Source organism: Arthrobacter sp. 01T419 (assembly GCF_056398865.1).
Genome location: NZ_JBFTQF010000001.1, coordinates 688550 through 711026, shown reverse-complemented (window position 1 = coordinate 711026; position 22477 = coordinate 688550). Strand labels below are relative to the sequence as shown.

26 protein-coding genes are annotated in these 22477 nt (G+C 64.1%); 18 read left to right on the top strand and 8 right to left on the bottom strand.

Annotated elements, in window-relative coordinates; translation table 11 throughout:
• Positions 1–69 precede the first annotated feature (69 nt).
• From AC1DLO_RS03340 to crcB, 3 genes are read left to right on the top strand one after another with little or no spacing between them, the layout of a single operon-like run.
• Positions 70–606, top strand: a complete 537-nt coding sequence (locus AC1DLO_RS03340; RefSeq protein ID WP_476890820.1) for a universal stress protein — start codon at positions 70–72, stop codon at positions 604–606.
• Positions 603–1106 carry a fluoride efflux transporter FluC gene (locus AC1DLO_RS03335; RefSeq protein ID WP_221451530.1) on the top strand — a complete coding sequence of 168 codons (504 nt, stop codon included), beginning with the start codon at positions 603–605 and terminating at the stop codon, positions 1104–1106. Before AC1DLO_RS03340 ends, AC1DLO_RS03335 begins: the two co-directional genes overlap by 4 nt.
• Positions 1103–1471: a fluoride efflux transporter CrcB gene (gene crcB / locus AC1DLO_RS03330; RefSeq protein ID WP_476890819.1), complete on the top strand. Its 369-nt coding sequence runs from the start codon at positions 1103–1105 to the stop codon at positions 1469–1471. Before AC1DLO_RS03335 ends, crcB begins: the two co-directional genes overlap by 4 nt.
• Positions 1472–1480: 9 nt before the next feature.
• On the opposite strand, the gene AC1DLO_RS03325 is transcribed toward crcB, so the two are convergent.
• A complete protein-coding gene (locus AC1DLO_RS03325; protein ID WP_476890818.1) occupies positions 1481–2353 on the bottom strand; it encodes a LysR family transcriptional regulator in 873 nt (290 codons plus the stop codon).
• Positions 2354–2417: 64 nt separating this feature from the next.
• On the opposite strand from AC1DLO_RS03325, the gene AC1DLO_RS03320 reads away from it, so the two are divergent.
• The 3 genes from AC1DLO_RS03320 to AC1DLO_RS03310 all read left to right on the top strand — a co-directional run bounded on the left by AC1DLO_RS03320 (position 2418) and on the right by AC1DLO_RS03310 (position 4620).
• Positions 2418–3296, top strand: coding sequence for an EamA family transporter (locus tag AC1DLO_RS03320; RefSeq protein WP_476890817.1), 879 nt, complete (start codon positions 2418–2420; stop codon positions 3294–3296).
• A gap of 73 nt (positions 3297–3369) precedes the next feature.
• Complete coding sequence (locus AC1DLO_RS03315) at positions 3370–3900, top strand: ferritin (RefSeq protein ID WP_184740407.1); 531 nt, start codon at positions 3370–3372, stop codon at positions 3898–3900.
• A gap of 96 nt (positions 3901–3996) precedes the next feature.
• A complete protein-coding gene (locus AC1DLO_RS03310) occupies positions 3997–4620 on the top strand; it encodes a dihydrofolate reductase family protein (protein ID WP_476890816.1) in 624 nt (207 codons plus the stop codon).
• Between the two features lie 6 nt (positions 4621–4626).
• On the opposite strand, the gene zapE is transcribed toward AC1DLO_RS03310, so the two are convergent.
• Genes zapE through AC1DLO_RS03290 form a run of 4 tightly spaced genes read right to left on the bottom strand, consistent with a single transcriptional unit; the run spans position 4627 to position 7862 of the window.
• Complete coding sequence (gene zapE, locus AC1DLO_RS03305; protein ID WP_476890815.1) at positions 4627–5838, bottom strand: cell division protein ZapE; 1212 nt, start codon at positions 5836–5838, stop codon at positions 4627–4629.
• Entirely contained in the window at positions 5838–6833 is a 996-nt protein-coding gene (gene corA / locus AC1DLO_RS03300) for a magnesium/cobalt transporter CorA (protein ID WP_476890814.1), read from the bottom strand. Before corA ends, zapE begins: the two co-directional genes overlap by 1 nt.
• Positions 6834–6851: 18 nt before the next feature.
• Positions 6852–7277, bottom strand: a complete 426-nt coding sequence (locus AC1DLO_RS03295) for a DUF1761 domain-containing protein (protein ID WP_476890813.1) — start codon at positions 7275–7277, stop codon at positions 6852–6854.
• 9 nt (positions 7278–7286) lie between these two features.
• The gene (locus AC1DLO_RS03290) at positions 7287–7862 is read right to left on the bottom strand and encodes an Lrp/AsnC family transcriptional regulator (protein ID WP_476890812.1); all 576 of its coding nucleotides are present in this window, start codon (positions 7860–7862) and stop codon (positions 7287–7289) included.
• 167 nt (positions 7863–8029) lie between these two features.
• Here AC1DLO_RS03290 and AC1DLO_RS03285 point away from each other — a divergent pair, with 167 nt between their 5' ends.
• The 3 genes from AC1DLO_RS03285 to AC1DLO_RS03275 all read left to right on the top strand — a co-directional run bounded on the left by AC1DLO_RS03285 (position 8030) and on the right by AC1DLO_RS03275 (position 10248).
• Entirely contained in the window at positions 8030–9268 is a 1239-nt protein-coding gene (locus tag AC1DLO_RS03285; RefSeq protein WP_476890811.1) for an MFS transporter, read from the top strand.
• 90 nt (positions 9269–9358) lie between these two features.
• Positions 9359–10024 (top strand): winged helix-turn-helix domain-containing protein, encoded by a 666-nt coding sequence (locus AC1DLO_RS03280; RefSeq protein WP_184740395.1) that lies wholly within the window; start codon positions 9359–9361, stop codon positions 10022–10024.
• On the top strand, positions 10021–10248 hold the full coding sequence (locus tag AC1DLO_RS03275; RefSeq protein ID WP_476890810.1) for a 2-nitropropane dioxygenase: 228 nt from the start codon (positions 10021–10023) through the stop codon (positions 10246–10248). Before AC1DLO_RS03280 ends, AC1DLO_RS03275 begins: the two co-directional genes overlap by 4 nt.
• 60 nt (positions 10249–10308) lie before the next feature.
• Here the strand turns inward: AC1DLO_RS03275 and AC1DLO_RS03270 are convergent, their stop codons facing one another.
• Entirely contained in the window at positions 10309–10812 is a 504-nt protein-coding gene (locus AC1DLO_RS03270) for an Lrp/AsnC family transcriptional regulator (protein ID WP_395797851.1), read from the bottom strand.
• Between the two features lie 131 nt (positions 10813–10943).
• Here AC1DLO_RS03270 and AC1DLO_RS03265 point away from each other — a divergent pair, with 131 nt between their 5' ends.
• Positions 10944–12080, top strand: a complete 1137-nt coding sequence (locus AC1DLO_RS03265) for a trans-sulfuration enzyme family protein (protein ID WP_476914394.1) — start codon at positions 10944–10946, stop codon at positions 12078–12080.
• On the opposite strand, the gene AC1DLO_RS03260 is transcribed toward AC1DLO_RS03265, so the two are convergent.
• Positions 11962–13275 (bottom strand): MFS transporter, encoded by a 1314-nt coding sequence (locus tag AC1DLO_RS03260; RefSeq protein WP_476914393.1) that lies wholly within the window; start codon positions 13273–13275, stop codon positions 11962–11964. The genes AC1DLO_RS03265 and AC1DLO_RS03260 overlap by 119 nt on opposite strands.
• 103 nt (positions 13276–13378) lie before the next feature.
• On the opposite strand from AC1DLO_RS03260, the gene AC1DLO_RS03255 reads away from it, so the two are divergent.
• Together AC1DLO_RS03255 and AC1DLO_RS03250 are read left to right on the top strand one after the other, a co-directional pair.
• Positions 13379–14353, top strand: coding sequence for a LysR substrate-binding domain-containing protein (locus tag AC1DLO_RS03255; RefSeq protein ID WP_476890807.1), 975 nt, complete (start codon positions 13379–13381; stop codon positions 14351–14353).
• Between the two features lie 34 nt (positions 14354–14387).
• Positions 14388–15317, top strand: coding sequence for an N-acetylglucosamine kinase (locus AC1DLO_RS03250; protein ID WP_476890806.1), 930 nt, complete (start codon positions 14388–14390; stop codon positions 15315–15317).
• A gap of 117 nt (positions 15318–15434) precedes the next feature.
• Here AC1DLO_RS03250 and AC1DLO_RS03245 read toward each other — a convergent pair whose 3' ends face one another.
• Positions 15435–16481 carry a pirin family protein gene (locus AC1DLO_RS03245; protein ID WP_476890805.1) on the bottom strand — a complete coding sequence of 349 codons (1047 nt, stop codon included), beginning with the start codon at positions 16479–16481 and terminating at the stop codon, positions 15435–15437.
• A gap of 50 nt (positions 16482–16531) precedes the next feature.
• Between AC1DLO_RS03245 and AC1DLO_RS03240 the strand changes: the two genes are divergently transcribed.
• The 6 genes from AC1DLO_RS03240 to AC1DLO_RS03215 all read left to right on the top strand — a co-directional run bounded on the left by AC1DLO_RS03240 (position 16532) and on the right by AC1DLO_RS03215 (position 22427).
• Positions 16532–18331 carry a glycoside hydrolase family 35 protein gene (locus tag AC1DLO_RS03240; protein ID WP_476890804.1) on the top strand — a complete coding sequence of 600 codons (1800 nt, stop codon included), beginning with the start codon at positions 16532–16534 and terminating at the stop codon, positions 18329–18331.
• Positions 18332–18340: 9 nt separating this feature from the next.
• The gene (locus AC1DLO_RS03235; protein WP_476890803.1) at positions 18341–18799 is read left to right on the top strand and encodes an NUDIX hydrolase; all 459 of its coding nucleotides are present in this window, start codon (positions 18341–18343) and stop codon (positions 18797–18799) included.
• A gap of 136 nt (positions 18800–18935) precedes the next feature.
• Positions 18936–20021 (top strand): ABC transporter ATP-binding protein, encoded by a 1086-nt coding sequence (locus AC1DLO_RS03230; RefSeq protein WP_476890802.1) that lies wholly within the window; start codon positions 18936–18938, stop codon positions 20019–20021.
• Entirely contained in the window at positions 20021–20743 is a 723-nt protein-coding gene (locus AC1DLO_RS03225; protein ID WP_476890801.1) for an ABC transporter permease, read from the top strand. The genes AC1DLO_RS03230 and AC1DLO_RS03225 overlap by 1 nt, the downstream gene beginning before the upstream one ends.
• Positions 20740–21486, top strand: a complete 747-nt coding sequence (locus AC1DLO_RS03220) for an ABC transporter permease (RefSeq protein ID WP_184740375.1) — start codon at positions 20740–20742, stop codon at positions 21484–21486. The genes AC1DLO_RS03225 and AC1DLO_RS03220 overlap by 4 nt, the downstream gene beginning before the upstream one ends.
• Complete coding sequence (locus tag AC1DLO_RS03215; RefSeq protein ID WP_476890800.1) at positions 21483–22427, top strand: ABC transporter substrate-binding protein; 945 nt, start codon at positions 21483–21485, stop codon at positions 22425–22427. The genes AC1DLO_RS03220 and AC1DLO_RS03215 overlap by 4 nt, the downstream gene beginning before the upstream one ends.
• Positions 22428–22477 lie beyond the last annotated feature (50 nt).

Genomic DNA, 22477 nt, shown 5'->3' with positions numbered 1-22477 from the left:
CTTCGACGACCATACTGGAGCAAGATGGAAGAACCCACATCCAGACAACCCGGACATTCGGAGGGCTCCATGAGTAATCCCCGTGGCGAGGACACACCGCTGGCCCACGGGCGGCCGGATCGATTGACCGGACCGGTACTGGCAGGGGTGCTCCCGAACCAGCCTGCCACCGTGGTTGAGAAAGCCGCGCAAGTAGCGCTAAGCACTGGATTGGAACTGGTCCTGGCGTTTTCTGATGTCACGAGCTTTCCGGCGGCTGGTGACCGGGACGGGCATCTGGCGGCCCAGCCGATCGATCCTGACGGAATCGACGACGACGCAGCCGCCATTTCGGAGTCGCTCCAGTCCCGCATCGCTGATCAACTTGAAGGAACGGGTGTGCAGTGGACCTTTGTCACGCTCGCAGGTGAGCCTGCCCGGTCACTAGGCCGATATGCCGCGAGTATCAATGCTTCCATGATTGTGGTGGGAACCAAGGAACATGGCCTCGGCCCGAAGTTTGAAGGACTGGTCACCGGATCGGTAGCGTTGCACTTGGCCCATCGCCAAAACTGCCCCGTGCTCATGGTTCCCCTGGGCCGCCACGACGCAAGCAGGGATCAATGAAGGAAAGCAACACCGCCCCGCCCGGAGCCCAAACCCAGGCGGCGCGGCCCACGGACGGGCATGCGCACCGTCCGCTCCATCTGCACGGGCGGTTCGTTCTCCTTGTGGCGGCCGGAGGAATTCTCGGCGCCTTAAGCCGCTACGGATTTGGCATGGCCCTTCCGGCCCCGGACGCGTGGCCGTTGCCCACTTTGCTTATCAATCTGTCCGGCGCGCTCGCGCTGGGTTGGCTCCTCGAGGCGCTCGTCCGGAGGGGTCCCGACGCCGGGCTTCGCCGCGTGGCGCGGCTCGGCATGGGGAGTGGTTTCCTCGGGGCCTACACCACGTACAGCACCCTGGCGCTTGACTCAGTGCATCTCCTCGGCGCCGGACGAGGGATGGACGCTCTGTGGTACCTAGCTGCCAGCCTATTCGGTGGCGCAGCAGCCACAACCCTCGGCATCTGGCTTGGAGCCTTCCGGCACAAGTCCGCCCAACAGAGGCAGAAGGCCCAACCATGACTCTCCTTCTGATCGCGCTTGCGGGCGGTGCGGGGGCGGCCGCCCGGTTCGTCGTGGATGGGCTTGTCCGTTCCTGGGCCCGGACCGCGCTGCCGCTGGGCACTATCTTCATCAACGTCTCCGGCTCATTGCTCATGGGGATCCTGGCTGGCTTGGTCATGGCTCATCAGGCTCCTGAGTCCCTTCAGTTGATTCTCGGCACTGGATTCCTTGGCGGATACACGACCTTCAGCACTGCAAGCTTGGAGACCGTCAGGCTTGTCCAGAGCGGCCGGACGGGCCTGGCCCTCCTCAACGGAGTGGGCACCATGGCGGCATGTGTCGGTGCCGCAGCCGCCGGCGTCGGGCTGGTTTTCTTGCCCTGAAGCGGCCTGTCAGCCATATAGCCCCGCCAGCAACTCAACAATGCGTTCGCGCTCCCGCGGCGGGTCCGTCTTCGACCAGGCCGCATAGACGGGGACGGGCGGGGCATCGCGGACCGGACGGTAGACGACGCCGCGTCGTCGATACTGGTGCATCGTCGACTCGGCCGTGATGCCGCGCGCCGCGCCGCTGCCGATCAGCGTCAGCCAGTCGTCGACGTCGTGAATGGCGATCACCTCCTGCGGGCGACCGTGCTCGGGCCAGAGCTCAAGGGTGGTGCTGCCCGTGCGGAGATCCATCGCCACCGGCCGCTGGGCAATCTGCGCGAGCGTCACCGATCGCCTGGGCGCCAGGGGATCGTCCGAGGACATGACACAGTAGCGCTTCTCCGCACCAATGCGGACATGCTCGACGGCGGCCGCTTCCGGCAGGCGCCGCAGGATGGCGAAGTCGGTGGTCCCGTCGGTGAGTCCCGCCGTCGGGCTGTTGGAGTGGATGAGCTGGAGTTCCGTGTGGGCGAAACTGGCGGCCCACCGTCGCTGGAACTCGGTGGTGTGCTCGCCCAAGGCGGACCACGCATAGCCGATCCGTACTTTCCCCGTTCCTACCCGCGCTTCCTGTTCCAGCTCCGCAAGGAGTGCGAGTAGGCGCCGCGCCTTGGCCAGCACCCGCTCGCCGCCGGGGGTCAGGGCCACGCTTCGAGTGGTGCGTTCAACGAGCCTCAGCCCGAGCGTGTGCTCCAGTGCGGCGATGTTGCGTGACACAGCGGCTTGGGACATCTTGAGCTCAAGGGCAGCGTCGGTGAAGCTACCCTCCTCGACTACCGCCATCAGGCAGCGCAACTGCCTCAACTCCACGCCCATGGCCCCATCATATTCATGCATTCACCGTATAAATAGGACAGTCCACGCATTTTGGGGATGCGTGCCGGGAGCGCAGAATTCCCCCATGATCGAGACCAATGCAGCCATCGGATCCGGAGGGTTGCCGCCGCGAAAGGCGGGCGGCGTTGCAACGCTTGTGGCTAGTTCGCTATCCAACCAGCTGGGTGCCGCAAGTGGCTCCCTCGCATTCCCCGTCATTGGACCCCTGGGGGTTGTTGCGGTCCGCCAACTCGTGGCCGCCGCAGTTCTCCTGCCCATCGTTCGCCCGCGGCTGCGCGAATTCAGTTGGCGGCAATGGTGGCCGGTGCTCCTCCTGGCCGTGGTGTTCGGGACCATGAACCTTTGCCTGTATGCATCCATCCAGCGGATCGGTCTGGGTTTAGCCGTGACATTGGAATTCCTGGGACCCTTGGCCGTCGCCCTGCTCAGTTCGCGCCGGAAGAGCAGCGTCGTGTGTGCTGTGGCCGCGGGTGCCGGCGTAGTGGCGATTACCCAGCCGGACGCGTCCATGGACTACGCCGGCATCGGGCTGGGACTCGTCGCCGCCTGCAGCTGGGCTTTCTACATCCTCCTGAACCGAACCGTCGGACAACGCATCCAAGGCATCCAAGGGACGGCAGCCGCAACCGGGGTGTCGGCAACGCTGTACCTACCCGTCGCCGTCGTGATCTTTGCGAGTCAGCCGCTGGACGGCTTCGCCATTCTCTGCGCTGTCAGTGCCGGCATCCTAGCCTCCGTGCTTCCCTACGTGGCAGATCTGATCGCGCTTCGCCGGGTCCCTGCCCAGCTGTTTGGCGTGCTCATGAGCATCAATCCGGTGTTCGCAGCGATCATTGGAGCCCTCGCCCTCCATCAGGAACTCAATGTCGGGCAGTGGGCCGGGATTGCGTTGATCGTCGCGGCCAACGCCGGGGCGATGCTGTTGCGGGATGGACAACCGTAGCGCCGCCACGGATCACGCATCTGATGCAATTACTTAAATGCCCGGCGTCGAGCCCCAGGGGTAGGATCGGCGCATGGCAAAGAAGGCATTCAACGAGCTCTTGTCCGCCCAAGTGGGAAACGAGTTTGCTGCGTCCCAGCAATACATCGCGGTGGCAGTGTACTTCGATGGGCAGGACCTGCCGCAGCTGGCAGCACACTTCTACCGCCAGTCGCTTGAAGAGCGCAACCACGCCATGATGATGGTCCAGTACATGCTGGACCGCAACCAGCCCGTCAACATTCCAGGGGTTCCGGCCGTTCGCAACGAGTTTGCCAATGTGCGGGAGCCGATTGCCTTGGCGTTGGCCCAGGAAAAGGAAGTTACCCGCAATATCGAGGAACTCTTCCGTGCCGCCAGGGAACAGAATGATCCTCTCGGTGAGCAATTCATGCTGTGGTTCCTGAAGGAGCAGGTGGAGGAAGTGGCTTCCATGACGACTCTTTTGAACATCGCGGAGCGTGCGGACAATCTTTTCGACATTGAGAACTATGTCGCCCGCGAGCAAGTCGGCGACGGCGGGAACGACGCCGGCGCGCCGCCTACCGCCGGTGGTGCGATTTAGGTTGTTCTTTTCCTGTTGCTTCGAAGGGGACCGTGTGGCAGCCTCGAAGTGATCCCGTCGCCGGGGTGACGACGGGCGGCTGAGAGGGAGCACGGCATGGGGCTTATCCATATCGACCTGTTCACGACGCTCGACGGCGTCGCGCAGGCGCCCGGCGGGCCAGACGAGGACGCTGAGGACGGTTTCGCGTTTGGCGGCTGGCAGGCGCCCCTCTGGGACGAGGTTGTCGACGAGCAGGTCAATACCGGGATGGCGGACCTGGACGCGCTTTTGCTTGGGCGGCGGACCTACGACATTTTCGCCGCGTACTGGCCGCATGCGGACGGGGGCATCGCACGGCTGTTCAACAGCATCCCGAAATACGTGGCCTCGCACGAGGCGCCGACCCTCGAGTGGGCCAACTCCACACTGCTCGGTCCTGATGTCGTCGCCGCGGTGCGGGAACTGCGCGACCAGCACGCGAACATCCACGTCATCGGCAGTCTCGACTTCGTGCAGACCCTGTTCACCGAGCGGCTCTTCGATCGGCTCACGCTCTGGGTCTATCCGATCCTCCTCGGCGGTGGAAAAAAGGTCTTCGCCGACGGGGTGGTTCCGACGAACCTCAGACTCATCGAGCCCGTCGTCGCCTCACCGAAGGGTGCGGTGATGCAGCGCTACGCGCTCGCCGACGGCACGCCTGGCGTCGGCGATATGTCGGCCGGCGATCATGAGGGCTAGAAGCCTTCAACTGCCCCCGGCCTCTACTTCTTCGAATGGCACCGACGCTTCTACCCTGCCCAAGAGTGAGAGCCGGCTTGCGATTCGGGCCAAGTCGACGGGCTGGGTGCTTGTCGGGTGCGGGCTTGCTCGGTGGGACGGATCTTGGGCGAGATCCCAGTCCAGGGGGCCGTGGCCGACCAGGAACAGGGTGATGTCCTGGTCGTAAAGGACATCGACCACATTGCTGAACCGTTGCCAAGCCGGGGCGGACCCGGCGGCCGAATCCACCGTTGGCGAGGGTACGCCGTCGATCACCCAGGTCTTGTAGTCCACCGCCAAAGCCAGGTAGTCCGCCGTCGACGTCAGCCCGCCGCACAATTCCGCGAAGCTGACCCAGAGCATGTCGTCGGCACCTTTGACGGTGAGCCGTTGCGTTGTGGGGGTAAGAACCCGCTCTTGTGATGTTGACGGCGGGAACAAGCCGAAAGCTCCCAGTTGCGCCGGCGTTCCGGGCGTGATGATCCTGCCACGACTGAAGGCCTCCGGGCCGGGAGAGTCGCTGCGCCCTGCTGTAGTGGAACCGGAAACCGGCGAGCGCCGGAAGTCGGTGTCTCCGTTGATCTCCACGATGTCCATCATCTCCTTGATCACCCCGATGGTCGGCACGAAGTGATCGTGCCACAGAGGGTTTGGCAACAACATATCCGGTGGATAGTTCGACGTCACCACGAGTGCAACACGCCGTTGGGTGGCCGTGCGCAGCAGCTTGGCGATGAACATTCCGTCGCCGACGTCGTGTACGTGGAATTCGTCGAAACAGAGGATGTCGATGTCGGACAACAAGGCATCCACCGAACGCTGGATTGCTGTGCCATCGGCCTCGGGCCTGCCGGCGGAGGCGTGTACGCCCCGATGCAGTTGACGGAAGAAATCGTGGAAATGGATGCGTCTTTTGCGTCCCGGCAACTGACGGTAAAAGCTGTCCATGAGCCAGCTCTTGCCGCGTCCCACCGGACCGTGAAGGTAGACGCTCTGGGGTGTCCGCCGTCGTAAGAGTCCGGTGGGGCGGGCGCGGAGGGACGCGCCGAGTTGGCAGAGCCTGGCTGCGGCCGCGGCCTGGGCAGGCTCCAGGACGAATCCTGAAGCATCGGCGTCGGCGATGATGTCCGCCATCAAGGCAGCTGCATCGGGGCGGCCCTGCCGGGTTGGGGGCCGTCCAGCAGGGGCAGTGAACACTAGAGCCAGTTTTTCCGCTTGAAGATGGTGTACATGAGCAAGGACGCGGCAATCATCAGGCCGATCGCCATGGGATAGCCGTAGGGCCAATGGAGCTCGGGCATGATGTCGAAGTTCATGCCGTAGAGCCCGGTGACGAAGGCCGGTGCGAAGAAGATCGCTGCCCACGAGGAGATCTTCTTGGTTTGTTCGTTTTGTGCTGCGCTCGCTTCGTTTTGCCGGTTCGCGGTCAGGGTGCCGTCGAGGGTCAGGGCGTTCTGCAGCAGGTCGCGGAACCCATTGGCGCGGGAAATGACTTGTTCGACGTGGTCCTCCACATCGCGGAGTTTGCGTTGCAGCTCAATGTCGACGCCGTATTTCTCGAACCCGCGCTTCAGGGAGGCCATCATGTCCGGGAGCGGGTTGATTGCACGCTGGAACTGGATGACCTCGCGGGCGAGTTCATAGATGCGCCGGGATACGGTGGGATCGCCGCCGAAGAGCTGGTCCTCGATCTCGTCAATGTCGTTTTCCAGCCCGGAAATCACCGGACCGTAATCGTCCACTACTTGATCCAGCAAGGCGTACAGGATGGCCTCGGGCCCGTGGCGCAGCAGTTCCGGTTGTTGTTCCAGATTGCGCCGAACTTGGGCCACTCCGGGCGTTTCCGCGTGACGGACGGTGACTACGAAGTTCTTGCCGGTAAAGATGTGAAGCTCACCGAACTCCACCGTCTCCGTGTCGTCCAAGTACCGCGCGGGCCGCAGGACCGTGAAGAGGTTGTTGTCGTAGCGTTCCAGCTTGGGCCGCTGGTGGGCGTTGACGGCGTCTTCGACCGCTAGCAAGTGAAGGCCGAACTCGGCAGCCACTGCTGCCATTTCTGTCTCGTCCGGTCGGTACAGTCCAATCCACACCATTCCGCCATGGGCGGCCAGCGTTTCGACGCTTTGCTCGAGGCTCCCCGGAGTGGCGGTCCGGATGCCGTTGACGTAGACGGCGTTGTCAATGATGGTCACGAGGCTATTCTCCCCCCGTTACTGCCATGCCCCGATAATTGACCCGGCCACCGTCATGGCCACGATGTCGTGGCCGGAATCGATGAGCGTCACGGCGGACGGCCTGCCTGCGAAACCGTTATGGATGACGTGGCCACCGGCGCGGAAAACCAGCGCCACAACCAACGCAAAGAACCCGGCGGCCAGGCTTCCGTGCACCCCCAGTTTGCCGATCAGAATGGCCAGCAAGATGCTCGTCAGGGCTGCGGCCACCATCATGGGGATCCAGATCCCCGCGCCGCCGTCGATCTTCTTGAGGTCTTCCTCGGTCTTGCCGATGGCCTGCATCCATTTTCGACCGAGGAGGGCAGGCATGTACCAGACAAATCCAATGACCATGGTGGACACGAAGGCCACGAGTATGGCCAGCCAGTTGAGCTGCGAAAGAGAAGAGAGCCAATCCATTCTGGAATCCTAGTCGGCTTCGCTGAGGGGCGATTCGCCCGCAAGCAGCGGCTTGCCCCGTTTCGCGGTGCTGCCCTTTGCGGTGCCGGCCGTCTCGGCTGCGTCCACAAGCCTGCCGATGAGGGGTTCTGCCCTGTAGGGGATATGGGTGTGCAGGGCGAGGACCGTTTCCGTGCGGATGACGCCCTTGATTCTGAGGATGGAGCGAAGCGCGGTTTGCAGGTTGTGGGTGTCGGTGGCCACCACCCTGCACAAGAGATCGCCCCTCCCGGAGATTTCATGCACCTCGAGTACCTGGGGGATGCGGCGCAAGGCTCCGATCACGCCGTCGAGTTCCCGGTGGGTCACCTCCAGGGTGACGAAACCGACGACGTCGTACCCCACCTTTTCGAGGTCGATCTCGCGGCCGCCGTCGTTCAGTACGCCCGAGCGAACCAGGCGGCGCATCCTCAATTGGGCGGTGTTGCGCGCAATCCCCAGGGACTCGCTGAGTTCGCCGATCTGAACCCGTGGGTCACGGATCAACTCCAGCAGGATCTTCAGGTCCGTCGGGTCGAGGGTGTTCAAATCGTCACTCCGGATCATTTGTGGTTATCTTCGGACGGCAGTTTTGACTGTTCTGATCAATTATTCCATGGCCAACTGCTCTATCTGGCAGGTTTGCGAGATTCTATTGCCATCAATGTTTGGGCCGTACCGTCCCGGCCCACAAGGCCAGGTTTCGTGATGGCCGCTGAGGCGAAGGCACGGAAATGACTGTCTTTAGCGAACTGCGCATGCGTCCGGCTACCGCCGAGCGCTGGGGCTGGGATGCTTCCATCACGGCACGGCTGGTCTTGGCCGGCGTCGTGATGTTCACACTGCTTGTCGGTGCCAACTTGGCGAGTCCGCTGTATCCGCTGCTTCAAGCGGAACTGGGGATAACTTCACTAGGCGTGACGATTGCCTTCGCGAGCTACGTCCTGGCGCTGGTGACCGTCCTGATGCTCGCCGGCCACTGGTCGGACCATATCGGCAGGCGAGCGGCGCTGGTGCTGGCTGTCCTTGTGGGTCTGGCGGGTGGACTCGTCTTCGCCAATGCGGACAACCTCTTGATGCTCTCTGCGGGCCGCATGCTCCAGGGTGTTGCGGTTGGTCTCGCCACCGGGGCGAGCTCGGCAGCGCTGCGGGAATTGCTCCCGTACCGGCCGGAATGGGCCTCGCGTTTCACGTTGCTTTCGTCTTCCGGCGGCGTGGCCGCCGGTCCTGCGATCGGCGGACTACTTTCGCTGCTCCCGGGTGCAACTTCTACGCCGTTCATCATCCACGCGGCAGTGCTGCTCCTTCTGCTGGTGCCGCTGTGGCTTCTCAAAGCGCGGCCTGCGATTCGGCCTGCAGAAGGTCCGCGGCCGTACACGGTCCTCGCCCCTCGCCGGCCCTCGGTGTCGAGGGAAGCGAGGGGAGCATTTTGGCTCGCCTCGAGCGTGGGATTCCTGAGCTTTGCCGTGTTCGGATTCTGCCTCTCGCTCGCGCCTGGCTACTTCGCCGTCGTCGTGCACGCCGATTCCCGCCCCATGACCGGGCTGCTCGCGGGGCTGACGCTGGGTGCGTCCGCGCTCAGCCAATTGCTGACCGTCCGCGGCCGGTTCGCAGTGTCCGCGGGATTGGCCACGTTGGGGGTTTCCATTGTGCTGGTCGGCGCGGCCGCATCCCTGTCCAGCCCGGTGCTGTTGGTGGCAGCGAGCCTGTCTGCCGGAGTTGGGCAGGGGATCGCGTTCCGGCTGGTGTTCAATGACGTTGCCGGAAAGGTGGAGGCATCCCGGCATGCCCAGATCATTAGCACGGTCTACGTCATCACCTACCTCGGCAGCGCTGTGCCCGTCATCGGGCTGGGACTGGCGGCATCGGTACTCGGACTGGGCGTCGCGGCCAACTATTTCACCGCGGTGTGCGGGTTGGCAGCGATGGCGCTCGCCGCCGTGTCCTTCCGCAGGGTGCTCCGGAAGGGCTAACGAAGGCCCATCCGCCAAGGTCAAGTTCGCAAAGGTTGATTTGCAAAGAAATGCTTGCAAAGGTTTCTTTGCAAGAGTAGCGTTTCCGGCATGGACAAGGTGCAGGAACCGGAATTCCCCGTCCGCAAGGTCGATACAGCATCACTGAAAGCGCTCGCGCACCCCCTGCGCGTGCAAATCCTCGAGATGCTTTCCCGCTATGGAGCGCAGACGGCCTGCAGCTTGGCCGAACTCTTGAACGAATCCAGCGGCGCCACGAGCTATCACCTGAGGCAGCTTGCCAAATTCGACTTCGTCCGCGAGGTCAAGGGCAAAGGGACTGCGAGGGAGCGGTGGTGGGAGCGGCCCAAGGGAGCCATCCAGATCACCTCGCCCGAGATGGCCAATTCACCGGCAACCCAGGAGGCTTCGCGGCTGGTCACCCGCGAATTCGAGCGTGGCAGGCAAGCTGTACTCGCCGATTTCATGGCCCACGGCATGGACTCCTTGGACGAAGAATGGCTGGAGGCAGCCATCGTCAACACCGCCAATGCGCGGATGTCCGCGGAGCAGCTCGGACGCTATGCCCATGCCATGGAGACGATGGCCTACAAGCTGCTGGAGGAAATCCGGAGCGAGCCCGAGCCGGAAGACGCCCGTCCCGTGCAGATCCACTTCAACGCATTCCCGATCCTGGGCGTCCCCGCTTGGGCCGGGGACAAAAAATCCCGCGACGCGAAGTCGCACGCCGCAACCATCGAAGGGAAAGAGTCATGAGCACTGCCACCGCATCATGCGGCACCTACCGCCCGCCCTCCATCCTGGAGTCGGCAGCCGCCGGAATCGGAGCCAATCTGATTTCGTGGGCCGAGCGCAGGCGCTACATCCCGCCGGTCGACGTGGCCCTGCAACGAGCGGCCTTCAAGCGCCGGCAAGAACTTGGTGATCTTCGCCGGGACGCCATGGGGGCTTCACAGTCGGGCCTCGAACCACGGCACTGAGCAGGATCGAGTCAGTAGCAAGATCGGCGAGCAGTAAAACCGAGCCGGCTAAGGCAACCGTTATTCCGGCAGCGGTCCGTGGTTGCCCTGGATGTGGGCAAAGACCAAGGTGGTCTCGGTGTGGCCCACCACGGGGTCCGTGGCGAGATTGTCCAGGACCCAGTCGCGGAGATCGTCCGTGTTGGCTACTGCGATGTGCAGCAGGTAGTCCACGGAGCCCGAAGTGTGGAACGTGGAGATAACTGCGGGGAGCGCCGGAACGCGGGCCGTGAAGCGGTCAATCTGGTCGCGGTCGTGAGCGCGCAGGCGCACGGCGATCAGGGCCTGCACCGAACGCCCGATTGCGGGCAGGCTGAGGACCGCTTCGAAGCCCTCGATAATGCCGCGCTCGGAGAGTGACCGTGTGCGCATGAGGGCTGTAGACGGGGCAATTCCGACCAGTTCGGCCAACTGCTTGTTGGAGATCCGGGCATCGTCAACCAAAGCTGCGAGGATGCGTTCGTCGATTGCATCCAAGGGCTCGCTCATGCCGACGGGCCGAACGTTCTTCGGGGTGGTGCTCACGGATCCTCCTGAAAGTGCTGTCTATTCATCATAGGTGCCAGTTTCCGCACAATCCATTCATTTGCACTGTCAAAGTCCGAATTATTGCCAGATACTTACCGAATTCAACGGTGAATAATTCAAGGAGAGCAGTGACAGCCATCGACACACTTGCAGTCCACGCAGGCCGGGCCGGACTCACGGAACAAGGCGTGCACGCCGTTCCCATCGACCTCTCAACTACTGCGCCCCTGCCCTCTGTCCACGACGGCGGCCTGGCCTACGAGCAGATGGCCACGGGCGGCGTGCCCCTCGAAGGTCAAAGTACTGTGTACCAGCGTCTCTGGAATCCTACGGTAGCCAGGTTCGAAGACGGCGTAGCGGCGCTCGAAGGTGCAGCGCAATCTGTCGGCTTCGCCTCAGGCATGGCCGCCTTCAGTGCCGTGCTGCTGGCAGCCCAATCGGAAGGCAAGACGCACGTAGTTGCGGTTCGGCCCCTGTACGGAGGCACGGACCACGTGCTGGCCAGCGGCCTCCTTGGCAACCAAGTCACCTTCGTCAAGGCCTCCGGCGTGCGGGACGCCCTTCGCCCGGACACCGGCCTGGTGGTGGTGGAGACCCCCGCGAACCCGAGCCTGGACCTCGTAGACCTGGCCCGTTTGGTGGCCGATGCGGGCGAAGTTCCAGTGCTCGTGGACAACACTTTCGCCACTCCGATTCTCCAGCAGCCGCTTAGGCATGGCGTCGCGATGGTGCTCCACAGTGCCACAAAGTTCCTGGGCGGCCATGGCGATGCCATGGGCGGCGTGGTGGCGACAAGTGCGGAATGGGCCACGCGGCTCCGCCGGGTCCGTGCGGTGACCGGGGGCATCCTGACTCCCTGGCCCGCCTACCTGCTGCACCGGGGCCTGGCGACCCTTCCCATCCGGGTCCGTGCCCAGCAGGACCACGCGCACAAGGTCGCGGCTGCGCTCGCCAGCCACGAACTCGTCGCCAAGGTGTACTACCCAGGGCTTCCCGAATGCGATCCCTTGCACCTGGTGGGAACACAGATGAGCGGTCCGGGTTCGTTGATATCTTTCGACCTTGAATCTGCCGAGCACGCGGAGCGTATTCCAGGAGCGGTCCGGCTCATCACGCACGCGGTGTCGCTGGGAGGAATCGACACGCTCATCCAGCATCCCGCCGGTTTGACCCACCGCCCCGTGGCGCCGCCTGCCGGGCGGGTTTCACCGCGGGGCCGCCGAGGGGGCCCGCCGGGGCGGGGGAGGGGGGCCCGCCGGCGGTGATCACCGCGGTGGTGCACCCCAGGGCGATGACCGCCCAGGCGAGTGCGGTCCACCCGAACGCCTGGAAGGCGAGCCCGCCGGCCCAGCCAATGATGCTTGAACCCAGGTAGTAAGAGAGGTTGTACAAGGAGGCGGCTTGCGCGCGCCCGCTCGTGGCAATGGTGCCGGTCCAGCCTGCTCCGACGCTGTGGGCCGCGAAGAATCCGCCAGTGAAGACCACCAAGCCTGCCAGGATCGCTGCAACGTTGTCCCACAGGGTGAGTCCAAGGCCGGCCGTCATGGTCGCGATGCCGCCGAGCAATACCGTGCGCCGGCCAAAACGCATGGACAGCCCAGCTCCCCAACGGGAGCTCACCGTTCCGGACAAGTAGGCCAGGAAGATCAGGCTTACTACGGTGCCAGGCAGCCCGAACGGCTCCGCATGCAGTCGGAACCCGAGGTAGTTGTAGACGGCCACGAAACCGCCCATCAACAGGAACGCCTGAACATAAAGGGCGAGTAGCCGCGGATTGGAAGAATGGCCCGCCAGGGTCTTCATCGCACCGCGGAAACCGCCCGCTGAACTAGGACTGAAGCGGCGCGGCTTCGGGACGAGGACCAGGAACAGGGCTGCCGAGACCGTGGCGAGGACGGAGACCGCAAGGGCGGCGGCCCGCCATCCCCACAATTCGCCGATGGGCCCCGCGAGCAAGCGGCCGGCAAGTCCGCCGAGGGTGGTGCCGGCTACGTAGCTCCCTGCGGCCAGCGCGGCGTGCACCTTGTTGACTTCTTCGTTGAGGTACGCGATGGCGATGGCAGGAATACCACCTAAGGCCATTCCCTCCAGCGCCCTCAAGCCTAGGACGAGGGGAAAGGTGGGGGCCATGGGGACGAGCAGGCCCAGGACGGTAGCTGCCGCGATTCCGATGGCCATGGCACGCACGCGGCCAATCTTGTCGGCCACGAAAGACCACGGTAGTACCGTCGCCGCGAGTCCTATCGTGGCCAAGGAAATGGTGAGTGCCGCCTCGGCTGCCGTGATGTGGAGCTCGTTGGCCATGAGTGGCAATACTGCCTGGGTGGAGTAGAGCTGCGCGAACGTGGCGACGCCGGCCAGGGCCAGCCCGGCGAGGATCCTCCGGTACGCAGTGGAGCCCTTCAGGTGGCCTTCCCAAGGGGATTCGGAGGTGCTCTGGAATGCTGCGCTTGTGCTCACCTTTTCACAGTACGGCGGCGCAAAGTGATGATTCCAATGCATGATTCATCTAGGATTGATAGCAAAATTGGATGAAAGCTTTGTGACGGCCGAGGTGGCAAGAATGGACATCGAACACAAGCAATTGGTCCAGCTGCTCCCCATGTTGCCCTTGCTTGCCGAGCTAGGCCGGACGGAACACATCACCGAGACGGCCGAACTGCTCGGAGTACCCCAATCAACCGTGAGCCGGACGCTGGCCCGGGCTAGCGCCGTCGTCGGGACCGAGCTGCTCATCCGCGAAGGGCGCGGCGTCCGCCTGACTCCTGCCGCAAAGACGCTGCTTCCCTATATCGAGTCGGCGCTCGCGGAATTCCAAGCCGGGCTGGACGTGGTCCGCCACGAATCCGACGTGGTCCGCGGCCGAATCTCGGTGACCTTCCAGCACACTTTCGGCGAAGCAACGTTGCCCCTGCTCATGAGCGCGTTCCGGAGCCGGCACCCCTCCACGGCCTTCGAACTCAGCCAAGGAGCGCGCGCCGCTTGCCTCGAATTGCTCGTTGCCGGAGACGCCGACTTCGCCTTGACGGCACCGGTTGCAGCTTCAGGCCGGAACGTGGGCTCGGCAGCGCTCTACCGGGAGCCGCTGCGGCTCGTGGTTCACCACCGCCATCCAGTGGCGGGGCGGTCAAGCGCGCGGCTCGCCGAGCTCAAACACGAGCCGTTCGTGTCTATGGGGCCCGGATTCGGCCTGCGCTCGCTGACCGACGCGATCTTCCGGGATGCGGGCTTCCGCCCCAGGATTGCCTTCGAAAGCCAGGACTCGCACACCATCCGCGGGTTGGTGTCTGCAGGATTGGGCTACAGCATCCTGCCACCTGGAGGATTAGGCCCGGGACCTCAAGGCGTTCTGGATTCCACGGACCTGGGCTGGGTGGAGGTATCGCTTGAGTCGGAGCTCGCGTACCGGGAGATTGGGATTGCGTGGCGCGAACGACGCAGGGAACCCGACCCCGTGCGTCTCTTCCGCGAACTCGTGCTTTCCGAAGGCCCCGGGCTGCTCGCGGGACTTGTGAAGGCGCGCTTCGGAAGCCAATAGGATCACCCCGTGCGCCCGCGCTACGCTTTTGGACGTGGAGACTGCAGAGAACACGAACCCCCGGCCCGGCGACGCATCGGTACCGTCGACGGTCATCGGCCTGGACATTGGCGGTACGAAGACCCGTGGGGTGCGGTTCGAGGATGGTAGGCCCGTCCGCGACGAAAGCACGGGCAGCTCCAACGTCCAGAACGTGAGCAGGGAAGTGGCGGCCGAAAATCTTGCGGAGCTCTTCGCCATGATCGGTGGCGGCAACGTGGACCGCGTCCTTGCCGGTGCCGGCGGAATCGACACCGAGGCCGATGCCCGTGCCCTCGCCGACTTGATTGAGCCGCATGTCCCGGGCGCACAGATCACGGTGGTTCACGATTCCCGCCTGCTGCTGGCGGCAGGCGGGGCGAGCACAGGTGTTGCTGTCATCGCGGGGACTGGATCCGCCGCCTGGGGAAAGAACGCCGACGGCGAAGAAGCCCGTGCGGGCGGCTGGGGCTTTCTCCTGGGTGATGAGGGCAGCGGTTACTGGCTGGGCCGGGAGGCAGTGCGTCACAGTCTTCGACGGATGAACAAAGGGCTTGAACCCGATGGCCTCACCGCGGCACTCTTGGAATCCTGCGGCGTGGACGACCCCAACAAACTCATTGCGCTCTTCCATTCGGAGGATACCGACCGGCGGTACTGGGCTCAGCGGGCGAATGCCGTGGTGGAGACCGCCCGCGAAGGGCTTGAGATCAGCCGCCAGCTGCTGGACCAGGCAGGACGGGATCTTGCGGAACTGGCGGCGCAGGCCGTTCGGCAACTCGGCCTCGCAGGACCGGTGATCCTGGGCGGCGGGCTCGGCATGAATGTGGAGCCCTTGCAGTCCGCCTTCCGGGCGGGGCTGGCCGCGCACGGAATCACCGATGTACGGGTCCTGGACCAGGAACCGGTGTTCGGTGTGCTGCAGATTCTGGCCGAACTGGCCTAAGGCGCCGCGGCGGTCCCTGCTGCGCGACGCGCGAATGAACGGCGGACATGGAGAAGGACTGGCGACGCGGGAATTCCTGGGTCGCCAGTCCTGATGCGTGTCGCCTGACTGTGAGTTTTACTCCGCAGTCCTGTTCCGGGTCCTCGGCTTGAGCTGGACTGCCGGCATAGGCGGTGCGGGGATGCGCCCGGCCTCTGCTCCGGCGTCGGGTCCGTGGCCATGGATCCAGCCGAACCGCGCGGCACGGGCGTCGTCGCCGCCCAGGAGCGCCTGGGCTTCCCAATCCTCGCGCGCCTGCTCTACTTCTTCGTGCGTCCGGCCCACGAAATTCCACCACATCAGGACGTCTTCTTCGAAGGGTTCTCCGCCGAGGAGCATGAAGCGGGTACCAGAAGCTGCCTCGATGTGGAGCGATTCGCGGCCGGTACCGAGGAAGGCCAAGGGGCCGGGGTCGACTGCTTGGCCATCGATCACGGCGGAGCCGTCCAGAACCAGGACCGCGTGTTCGAAGACCGGGTTGAGTGGCAGTTCGACGGCGTCCGAGGCGGTGATTTCGACGCCGACAATCGGGCTGTGCATGATGGCGGGCGAGCGTTGTCCTGCGAATTCACCGACGAGGACAGTCGCCCTGAAACCATCTGTGGCAACCACGGGTAGATCGACGACTTGTTGGAACGACGGCGTCCGGTGCCGTTCAGCGTCCGGCAAGGCAACCCACAACTGCAAGCCGCGCGACAGCGGCAGGGGAGCGCCGCCGTCGGGCGTTCCGTCCGCATGAAGTCCTGCCGGCAGGACGCCGAACTCGGAATGCGAAATGCCGCGGCCGGCGGTCATGATGTTCAGCTGACCGGGGCGCACCACGACGTCGCTTCCCACACTGTCGCGGTGCCGAACCTCACCCAGGAGCGGCCACGTGACGGTTTGCAATCCCATGTGCGGGTGGGGGAGGACGCTCATCGCCACCCGATCCGGGCCGAAGCTGTCCAGGAAGCACCACGCTCCCACGGTCGGCAGGCCACGCTGGGGGAGGGTGCGGGAGACCGTCATGTTGCGGACGCCGCCCAAGGGAACCTCGCGGGACGGCCAAAGCTGCACACAAGGTCCTTGGCCGGGGTGACCGGCGGGGCAGACTTCCTGGGCCGGGGCCGTTTCCAAGTTGGTCACGATACAACTCCATGTGCTGAAATGTTGCTAAATGTACTATTCTGTTTGGCGTGAACAATGCCGTTTTGAGCTACCACGACGCCGTCCTCTACCGTTCCGGGGAACGCTACCGCATCCTTGCCGGAGCCATCCATTACTTCCGCGTACACCCGGACCACTGGCAGGACCGGCTGCGCAAGCTCAAAGCCATGGGTGCCAACACGGTGGACACCTATGTGGCCTGGAACTTCCACCAGCCTAGTCCCGATAGTGCGCCGGATTTCAGTGGGTGGCGGGACCTCGGCCGGTTCATTGATCTCGCTGCCGAAGAAGGGCTCGACGTCATTGTCCGCCCTGGCCCCTACATTTGTGCTGAGTGGGACAACGGCGGCTTCCCGGCGTGGCTCACCGGCACCCCGGGGATCGGTTTGCGTTGCCTCGATCCTGTGTTCACCGCCGCTCTTGATCTGTGGTTTGACCATGTGCTTCCCATCATTGCCAGCCGCCAGGCATCAGTCGGAGGACCGGTGGTGGCTGTGCAGATCGAGAACGAATACGGCAGCTACGGCGACGACCATGACTACATCCGTTGGAATCGCCGCGCGCTGGAAGAGCGCGGAATCACCGAAATTCTGTTCACTGCCGACGGCGGCACGGACTACTACCTCGACGGCGGCGCCATCGACGGGACATGGGCGACGGCGACCCTCGGCAGCCGCGGCGACGAAGCGGTGGCAACGTGGGAACGCCGCCGCCCAGGCGAGCCGTTCTTCAACGTCGAGTTCTGGGGCGGCTGGTTCGATCATTGGGGCGAACACCACCATGTGCGGGATGCCGCCGAAGCAGCCGCGGAGATCCGGAAAATGCTCGATCTGGATGGATCCGTCTGCATCTACATGGCCCACGGAGGCAGCAACTTCGGGCTTGGTTCGGGCTGTAACCACGACGGTACCCGTATCCAGCCCACCGTCACGAGCTACGACTCCGATGCTCCCATTGCCGAGAACGGAACCCTCACTCCCAAGTTCCACGCACTCCGGCGCGAGTTCCTGAGGGCGCAAGGGATCGAGGAGCTTCCTCAGCTTCCGCAAGAGCTGCTCGCCAAACCGGCGGTTCTCCCCGCTCAGACGCTGCCGTTGACGCCCGGTCCGGGGCTTCTCGCAATTGCCAGGGCGGCAGGAACCCCTGTTGCCAGCGTCCGTCCCCTGAGCTTCGAACGATTGGGGCTCGACGCCGGCATGGTGCTGTATTCGGCCGAGGCCGTGCTGCCGGGGAAGCCTGAAACTCCGACGGAATCCGCGCTTCGAATCACGGGCTTGAATGACCGCGCCTACATCTGGGTGGATGGCGTCTTCGCGGGAATCCTCGACGACGTCGCCGGGGCGGAAGGCTTGAAAGTCACTGGGACCGGGGCTCCGGTCAAGCTGGAAATCCTCGTAGAGAACCTCGGGCGGATCAACTACGGACCCTTGACCGGGCACGGCAAAGGAATCCTCGGCGGCGTCCTGGTCAACCAGCGGTACACCTTCCATTGGACGCAGACGCCGGTGCGGCTCGCCGAGTGGGGCTCCGAAGAGATCGAGCAGCTCGCCGGGGCAGAGTTCGTGGCGGGGGAAGCAGCGGACACGTATCTCGCCCTGCCCGACTCAGGAAAAGGCTTCGTTTGGATCAACGGCTTCCTCCTTGGCCGGTACTGGAGCATCGGACCCCAAAACACGCTCTACGTCCCAGCGCCGCTCATCCGGGCCGGCCGCAACACCATCAAAGTGCTTGAACTCGAAGCGCCCGGCACCGTGGTTGAACTTCGTGGAAGCGCCGATCTAGGCGCAACGGACAACTCGGAGATCGCGGAGGCGTTGCTGCCCGCTTAGGCTGGCTCCATGAGCATCGAGTTCGATACCCGCCCGGCCGCCTACGGAGTGGTCATCCGTGACGGCTCAATCCTTCTCGCCTATTGGAAGCAAGACGGCAAAGAAGGGTGGACCCTCCCCGGCGGAGGCTTGGACTTGGGGGAGCACCCCGTGGATGGTTGCCGGCGCGAGATCCTGGAGGAAACCGGGTACGACGCCGACATCGGGGCGATGCTCGGCGTCGACGTCGGACACTGGCCGGGCGAGGAGCGGCTGGACGGATTGGACCGTGGTTTCCAGGCGATCCGCCTGGTCTACGAGGCGAGCATCACGGGCGGCGAACTGACCCACGAGATAGATGGCAGCACTACCCACGCGGCCTGGGTGCCGTTGGACAAGGTACCCGGACTGAACCGTGTTTCCCTGGTGGACATCGGCCTCCGCTTGCACAGTGAAAGGCCCGTCAACGGAAAACTCCCGACGTCCTGAGCATTGCCGATTCATTACGGTCTTCGCGCCTGCGCTGACATCGTCGGTGGTGCTGGCTAGGCTGTAGAAACATCAGGTCACTGTTGAATCGTTTCCATCGTTGATATCGCCGCCTAGCAGTGAGGTAAGCCCGGGAATGGCTGAAGCCATGATTGAGTTCCAGAGCGTCACCAAGCAGTATCAGGGCGGGCAACCCGCGGTTGATGGATTGAGCATGTCCATCGACAAAGGTGCAATCACCGTGTTCGTCGGGCCTTCGGGCTGCGGAAAAACCACCTCGCTGCGGATGATCAACCGCATGGTGGAGCCCACGTCGGGCACCATCACCGTGGCCGGCAAGGACGTTTCGAACGAACCGGCTGCCCAGTTGCGCCGCTCCATGGGATATGTCATGCAGTCCTCAGGGCTGATGCCTCACCGCTCGGTGCTGGACAACATCGCCACCGTTCCGAGGCTCAACGGTGTCTCCAAGGCGGCAGCCCGCAAACGCGCGCAAGAATTGCTCGACGTCGTCGGGTTGGCTTCTGTGCTTGGCAAGCGGTACCCGTCCCAATTGTCCGGCGGCCAGCAGCAGCGCGTCGGGGTAGCGCGAGCGCTGGCGGCCGACCCGCCGGTACTGCTCATGGATGAGCCCTTCAGCGCAGTGGATCCCGTGGTTCGCGACGAACTCCAGCGGGAACTCCTCCGGCTTCAGCGCGAACTGGCCAAGACCATCGTCTTCGTCACCCACGACATCGATGAAGCCACGGTGCTCGGCGACAAAGTGGCCGTCTTCGCCGTCGGGGGCAAGCTGGCGCAATATGCGGCGCCAGAAGAGATCCTTCGTGCCCCCGCCAACGATTTCGTGGCCTCTTTCGTTGGACGCGACAGGGGATTCCGGCACCTGGCCTTCAACGCCGCCGATGCCGTGCCGGTGCATCCGGTCAAGACCGTCGACGCGTCGCAACTCGGCGCGAACAGCGGCGAATGGGCATTGGTGCTCGACGGCGACTCCCGGCCCATGGGCTGGGCCTCGCCGCGTGACGGGGCCGGACTGGTTCCCGGAGGTTCCCTGTTCCGGCGTGGGGACACGCTCCGCCGGGCGCTGGATGCGGCTTTGTCCTCGCCCTCGGGCCTCGGCGTGGTGGTCGACGACGGCGGCAGGCTCGCCGGTGTCCTCAAAGCGGAGGAAGTGCTGGTCCTGATCGAAGAAACCCGGCACAACCGGGAGGATGCCCCCTGATGGAATGGTTCCTGGCGAACAGCGGAATGGTCTTCCAACGGGCGGGTGAGCACCTTGTCCTGGCCCTGATTCCCATGGTTTTGGGGCTGCTCATCGCCGTGCCCCTGGGGCAACTGGCTCGCAGGAACCGAACCCTGAGGGCCGTGGTCACCACGGGCAGTTCACTGCTGTACACCATCCCCTCCTTGGCGCTTTTCATCATCCTTCCGCCGATCCTGGGAACCCGGATCCTGGATCCGCTCAACGTGGTGGTTGCCCTCACCATCTACGCCGTTGCCTTGCTGGTGCGGGCTGCCATGGACGCTTTCGATTCCGTGGACGACGACCTCCGGATGGCGGCAGTATCCATGGGTTTCAAGCCGACCGCACGGTTCCTGCAGATCGACCTGCCTCTTTCCCTGCCCGTGCTTTTTGCTGGCCTGCGCGTGGTGTCCGTCAGCAATATTTCCCTCGTCAGCGTCGCCGCGCTCCTGGGTGTCGGGAACCTCGGAATGCTGTTCACCGACGGCCTGCAGCGGACGTTCGTCACAGAGGTAGTGGTCGGCATCATCGCCATCCTTCTGCTGGCCCTCATCATGGACACGGTCCTGGTTCTGCTGGAGAAGCTGCTGACACCGTGGACGCGGGCCAGTGCCGCAACCGCCAAGCAAGACACGAAAGCGGATACCACAGCGGCGCAGTTCATCGCGGATGCCGGGATCCACGCGGAGGCCGGCCGATGAGCAACATCTTCGTCGACACCCTCGCGTGGCTCACGGATCCGGTGCATTGGTCAGGAAGCGGTGGAATAGCCACGAGGCTCCTGGAGCACCTGGAGTATTCCGGGTTGGTCCTGGTGATTGCCGCGGCCATCGCCGTGCCGGTGGGCCTCTTCATCGGCCACACAGGACATGGACGCGTCGTTGCCGTGGCGTTCGCCGGGGCCCTGCGAGCCCTTCCAACCCTTGGTCTGCTCGTCCTCTTCGCCCTGTTGGCCGGAAGCGGACTCATGCCACCCGTCTGGGCCCTGGTCATCTTGACGGTGCCGCCCCTCCTGGCCGGGACGTACGCCGGGATTTCCAGCGTGGATCCAACGGTTGTTGACGGAGCCCGGGCCATGGGCATGACAGAACTCCAGATTCTGTTCCGAGTGGAACTGCCCAACGGCCTGCAGGTCATGTTTGGTGGCATCCGCACTGCGGTCCTGCAGGTCATCGCGACGGTTTCCGTGGTGGCTTATCTTCCGTTGGGAGGCTTGGGGCGTTATCTTTTTGACGGATTGGTCCTCCAGGACTTCCCCCGCATGCTCGGCGGGTCACTGCTCATCGCGGCGTTGGCAATCGCCGTCGACCTCATTCTGGCGCTGGTGCAGAAGATTCTGCTCCCGCCGGGACTTTCCATCGATTCCAACGGCGGCCACAAGGCAGCCGGAGATCTCGCAGCCGCTGCACCAGCGGGGGCTGCCGTTCAAGGAGGTACCGCATGAAGCACCCCGTCACCCTGACCCGCCGCGGGCTCGGCGGCCTAGCGGCCGGAGTCGGCGTCGCGCTTGCCCTGAGCGCATGTGGCGGCAGCCCGCTGTCCACGCCGTCCACCAACGCTCCCTCCGGGGCGGGGGGCTCGCTGACCGTGGGTTCGGCAGATTTCCCGGAAAGCCAGGTCATCGCCGAAATCTACGCGGGAGCACTGAACGCCGCGGGCGTCACTGCCACCACCAAACCCAATATCGGATCGCGCGAAATCTACTTCAAGGCCGTCCAGGACGGTTCGATCGACCTCGCTCCGGACTACTCCGGCAACCTGCTGTCCTACCTGGACGCGAACGCTACCCAGGTTTCGGCCGATGACGTCTACAAGGCGCTACCCGGCAAGCTTCCGCAGGGATTGGGAGTGCTGGACGCTGCCAAAGCCGAAGACAAGGACGCGATGGTTGTTACCAAGGCCACGGCAGAGAAGTACCAGCTCAAGTCCATTGAGGACCTCGCCAAGGTCTGCCAGGACTTCACGATGGCGGCGCCGGCAACCTTCGAGACCCGTGCCTACGGTTTCCCGGGCCTCAAGGCCAACTACAACTGCGTTCTCAAGGGCCTGAAGCCGTTCAGTGACGGCGGCGGTAACTTGACGCTGCAGGCCTTGTTGTCCAACGACGTTCAGGTTGCGGACATCTACACCACCACGCCGTCCATCCAGGACAACGCCCTGGTGGTTTTGGATGATCCCAAGAATAACTTCAAGGCCCAGCAGGTCCTCCCGCTGTACAACAAGGCCAAGATGACGGACAAGGCGAAGGACGCCCTCAACGCCGTGTCCAAGATCCTGACCACGGACGATCTCATCAACCTCAACCGCGCCGTCAGCGGCAACCAGAAGCAGAACCCCAAGGACGCTGCAGCCGCATGGCTCAAGGACAAGGGGATCGTGAAGTAAGTCCCCACCGCCTCCCTCGCCTCGCTCCGCTCGTCTAGGGAACCCTCCCC

What these genes read in the sequence shown, in the direction of transcription:
- AC1DLO_RS03340 (WP_476890820.1), top strand. Translation starts at nt 70, where the DNA reads ATGAGTAATCCCCGTGGCGAGGACACACCGCTGGCCCACGGGCGGCCG.
- AC1DLO_RS03335 (WP_221451530.1), top strand. Translation starts at nt 603, where the DNA reads ATGAAGGAAAGCAACACCGCCCCGCCCGGAGCCCAAACCCAGGCGGCG.
- crcB (WP_476890819.1), top strand. Translation starts at nt 1,103, where the DNA reads ATGACTCTCCTTCTGATCGCGCTTGCGGGCGGTGCGGGGGCGGCCGCC.
- AC1DLO_RS03325 (WP_476890818.1), bottom strand. Translation starts at nt 2,353, where the DNA reads ATGCATGAATATGATGGGGCCATGGGCGTGGAGTTGAGGCAGTTGCGC.
- AC1DLO_RS03320 (WP_476890817.1), top strand. Translation starts at nt 2,418, where the DNA reads ATGATCGAGACCAATGCAGCCATCGGATCCGGAGGGTTGCCGCCGCGA.
- AC1DLO_RS03315 (WP_184740407.1), top strand. Translation starts at nt 3,370, where the DNA reads ATGGCAAAGAAGGCATTCAACGAGCTCTTGTCCGCCCAAGTGGGAAAC.
- AC1DLO_RS03310 (WP_476890816.1), top strand. Translation starts at nt 3,997, where the DNA reads ATGGGGCTTATCCATATCGACCTGTTCACGACGCTCGACGGCGTCGCG.
- AC1DLO_RS03295 (WP_476890813.1), bottom strand. Translation starts at nt 7,277, where the DNA reads ATGGATTGGCTCTCTTCTCTTTCGCAGCTCAACTGGCTGGCCATACTC.
- AC1DLO_RS03290 (WP_476890812.1), bottom strand. Translation starts at nt 7,862, where the DNA reads ATGATCCGGAGTGACGATTTGAACACCCTCGACCCGACGGACCTGAAG.
- AC1DLO_RS03285 (WP_476890811.1), top strand. Translation starts at nt 8,030, where the DNA reads ATGACTGTCTTTAGCGAACTGCGCATGCGTCCGGCTACCGCCGAGCGC.
- AC1DLO_RS03280 (WP_184740395.1), top strand. Translation starts at nt 9,359, where the DNA reads ATGGACAAGGTGCAGGAACCGGAATTCCCCGTCCGCAAGGTCGATACA.
- AC1DLO_RS03275 (WP_476890810.1), top strand. Translation starts at nt 10,021, where the DNA reads ATGAGCACTGCCACCGCATCATGCGGCACCTACCGCCCGCCCTCCATC.
- AC1DLO_RS03255 (WP_476890807.1), top strand. Translation starts at nt 13,379, where the DNA reads ATGGACATCGAACACAAGCAATTGGTCCAGCTGCTCCCCATGTTGCCC.
- AC1DLO_RS03235 (WP_476890803.1), top strand. Translation starts at nt 18,341, where the DNA reads ATGAGCATCGAGTTCGATACCCGCCCGGCCGCCTACGGAGTGGTCATC.
- AC1DLO_RS03230 (WP_476890802.1), top strand. Translation starts at nt 18,936, where the DNA reads ATGGCTGAAGCCATGATTGAGTTCCAGAGCGTCACCAAGCAGTATCAG.
- AC1DLO_RS03225 (WP_476890801.1), top strand. Translation starts at nt 20,021, where the DNA reads ATGGAATGGTTCCTGGCGAACAGCGGAATGGTCTTCCAACGGGCGGGT.
- AC1DLO_RS03220 (WP_184740375.1), top strand. Translation starts at nt 20,740, where the DNA reads ATGAGCAACATCTTCGTCGACACCCTCGCGTGGCTCACGGATCCGGTG.
- AC1DLO_RS03215 (WP_476890800.1), top strand. Translation starts at nt 21,483, where the DNA reads ATGAAGCACCCCGTCACCCTGACCCGCCGCGGGCTCGGCGGCCTAGCG.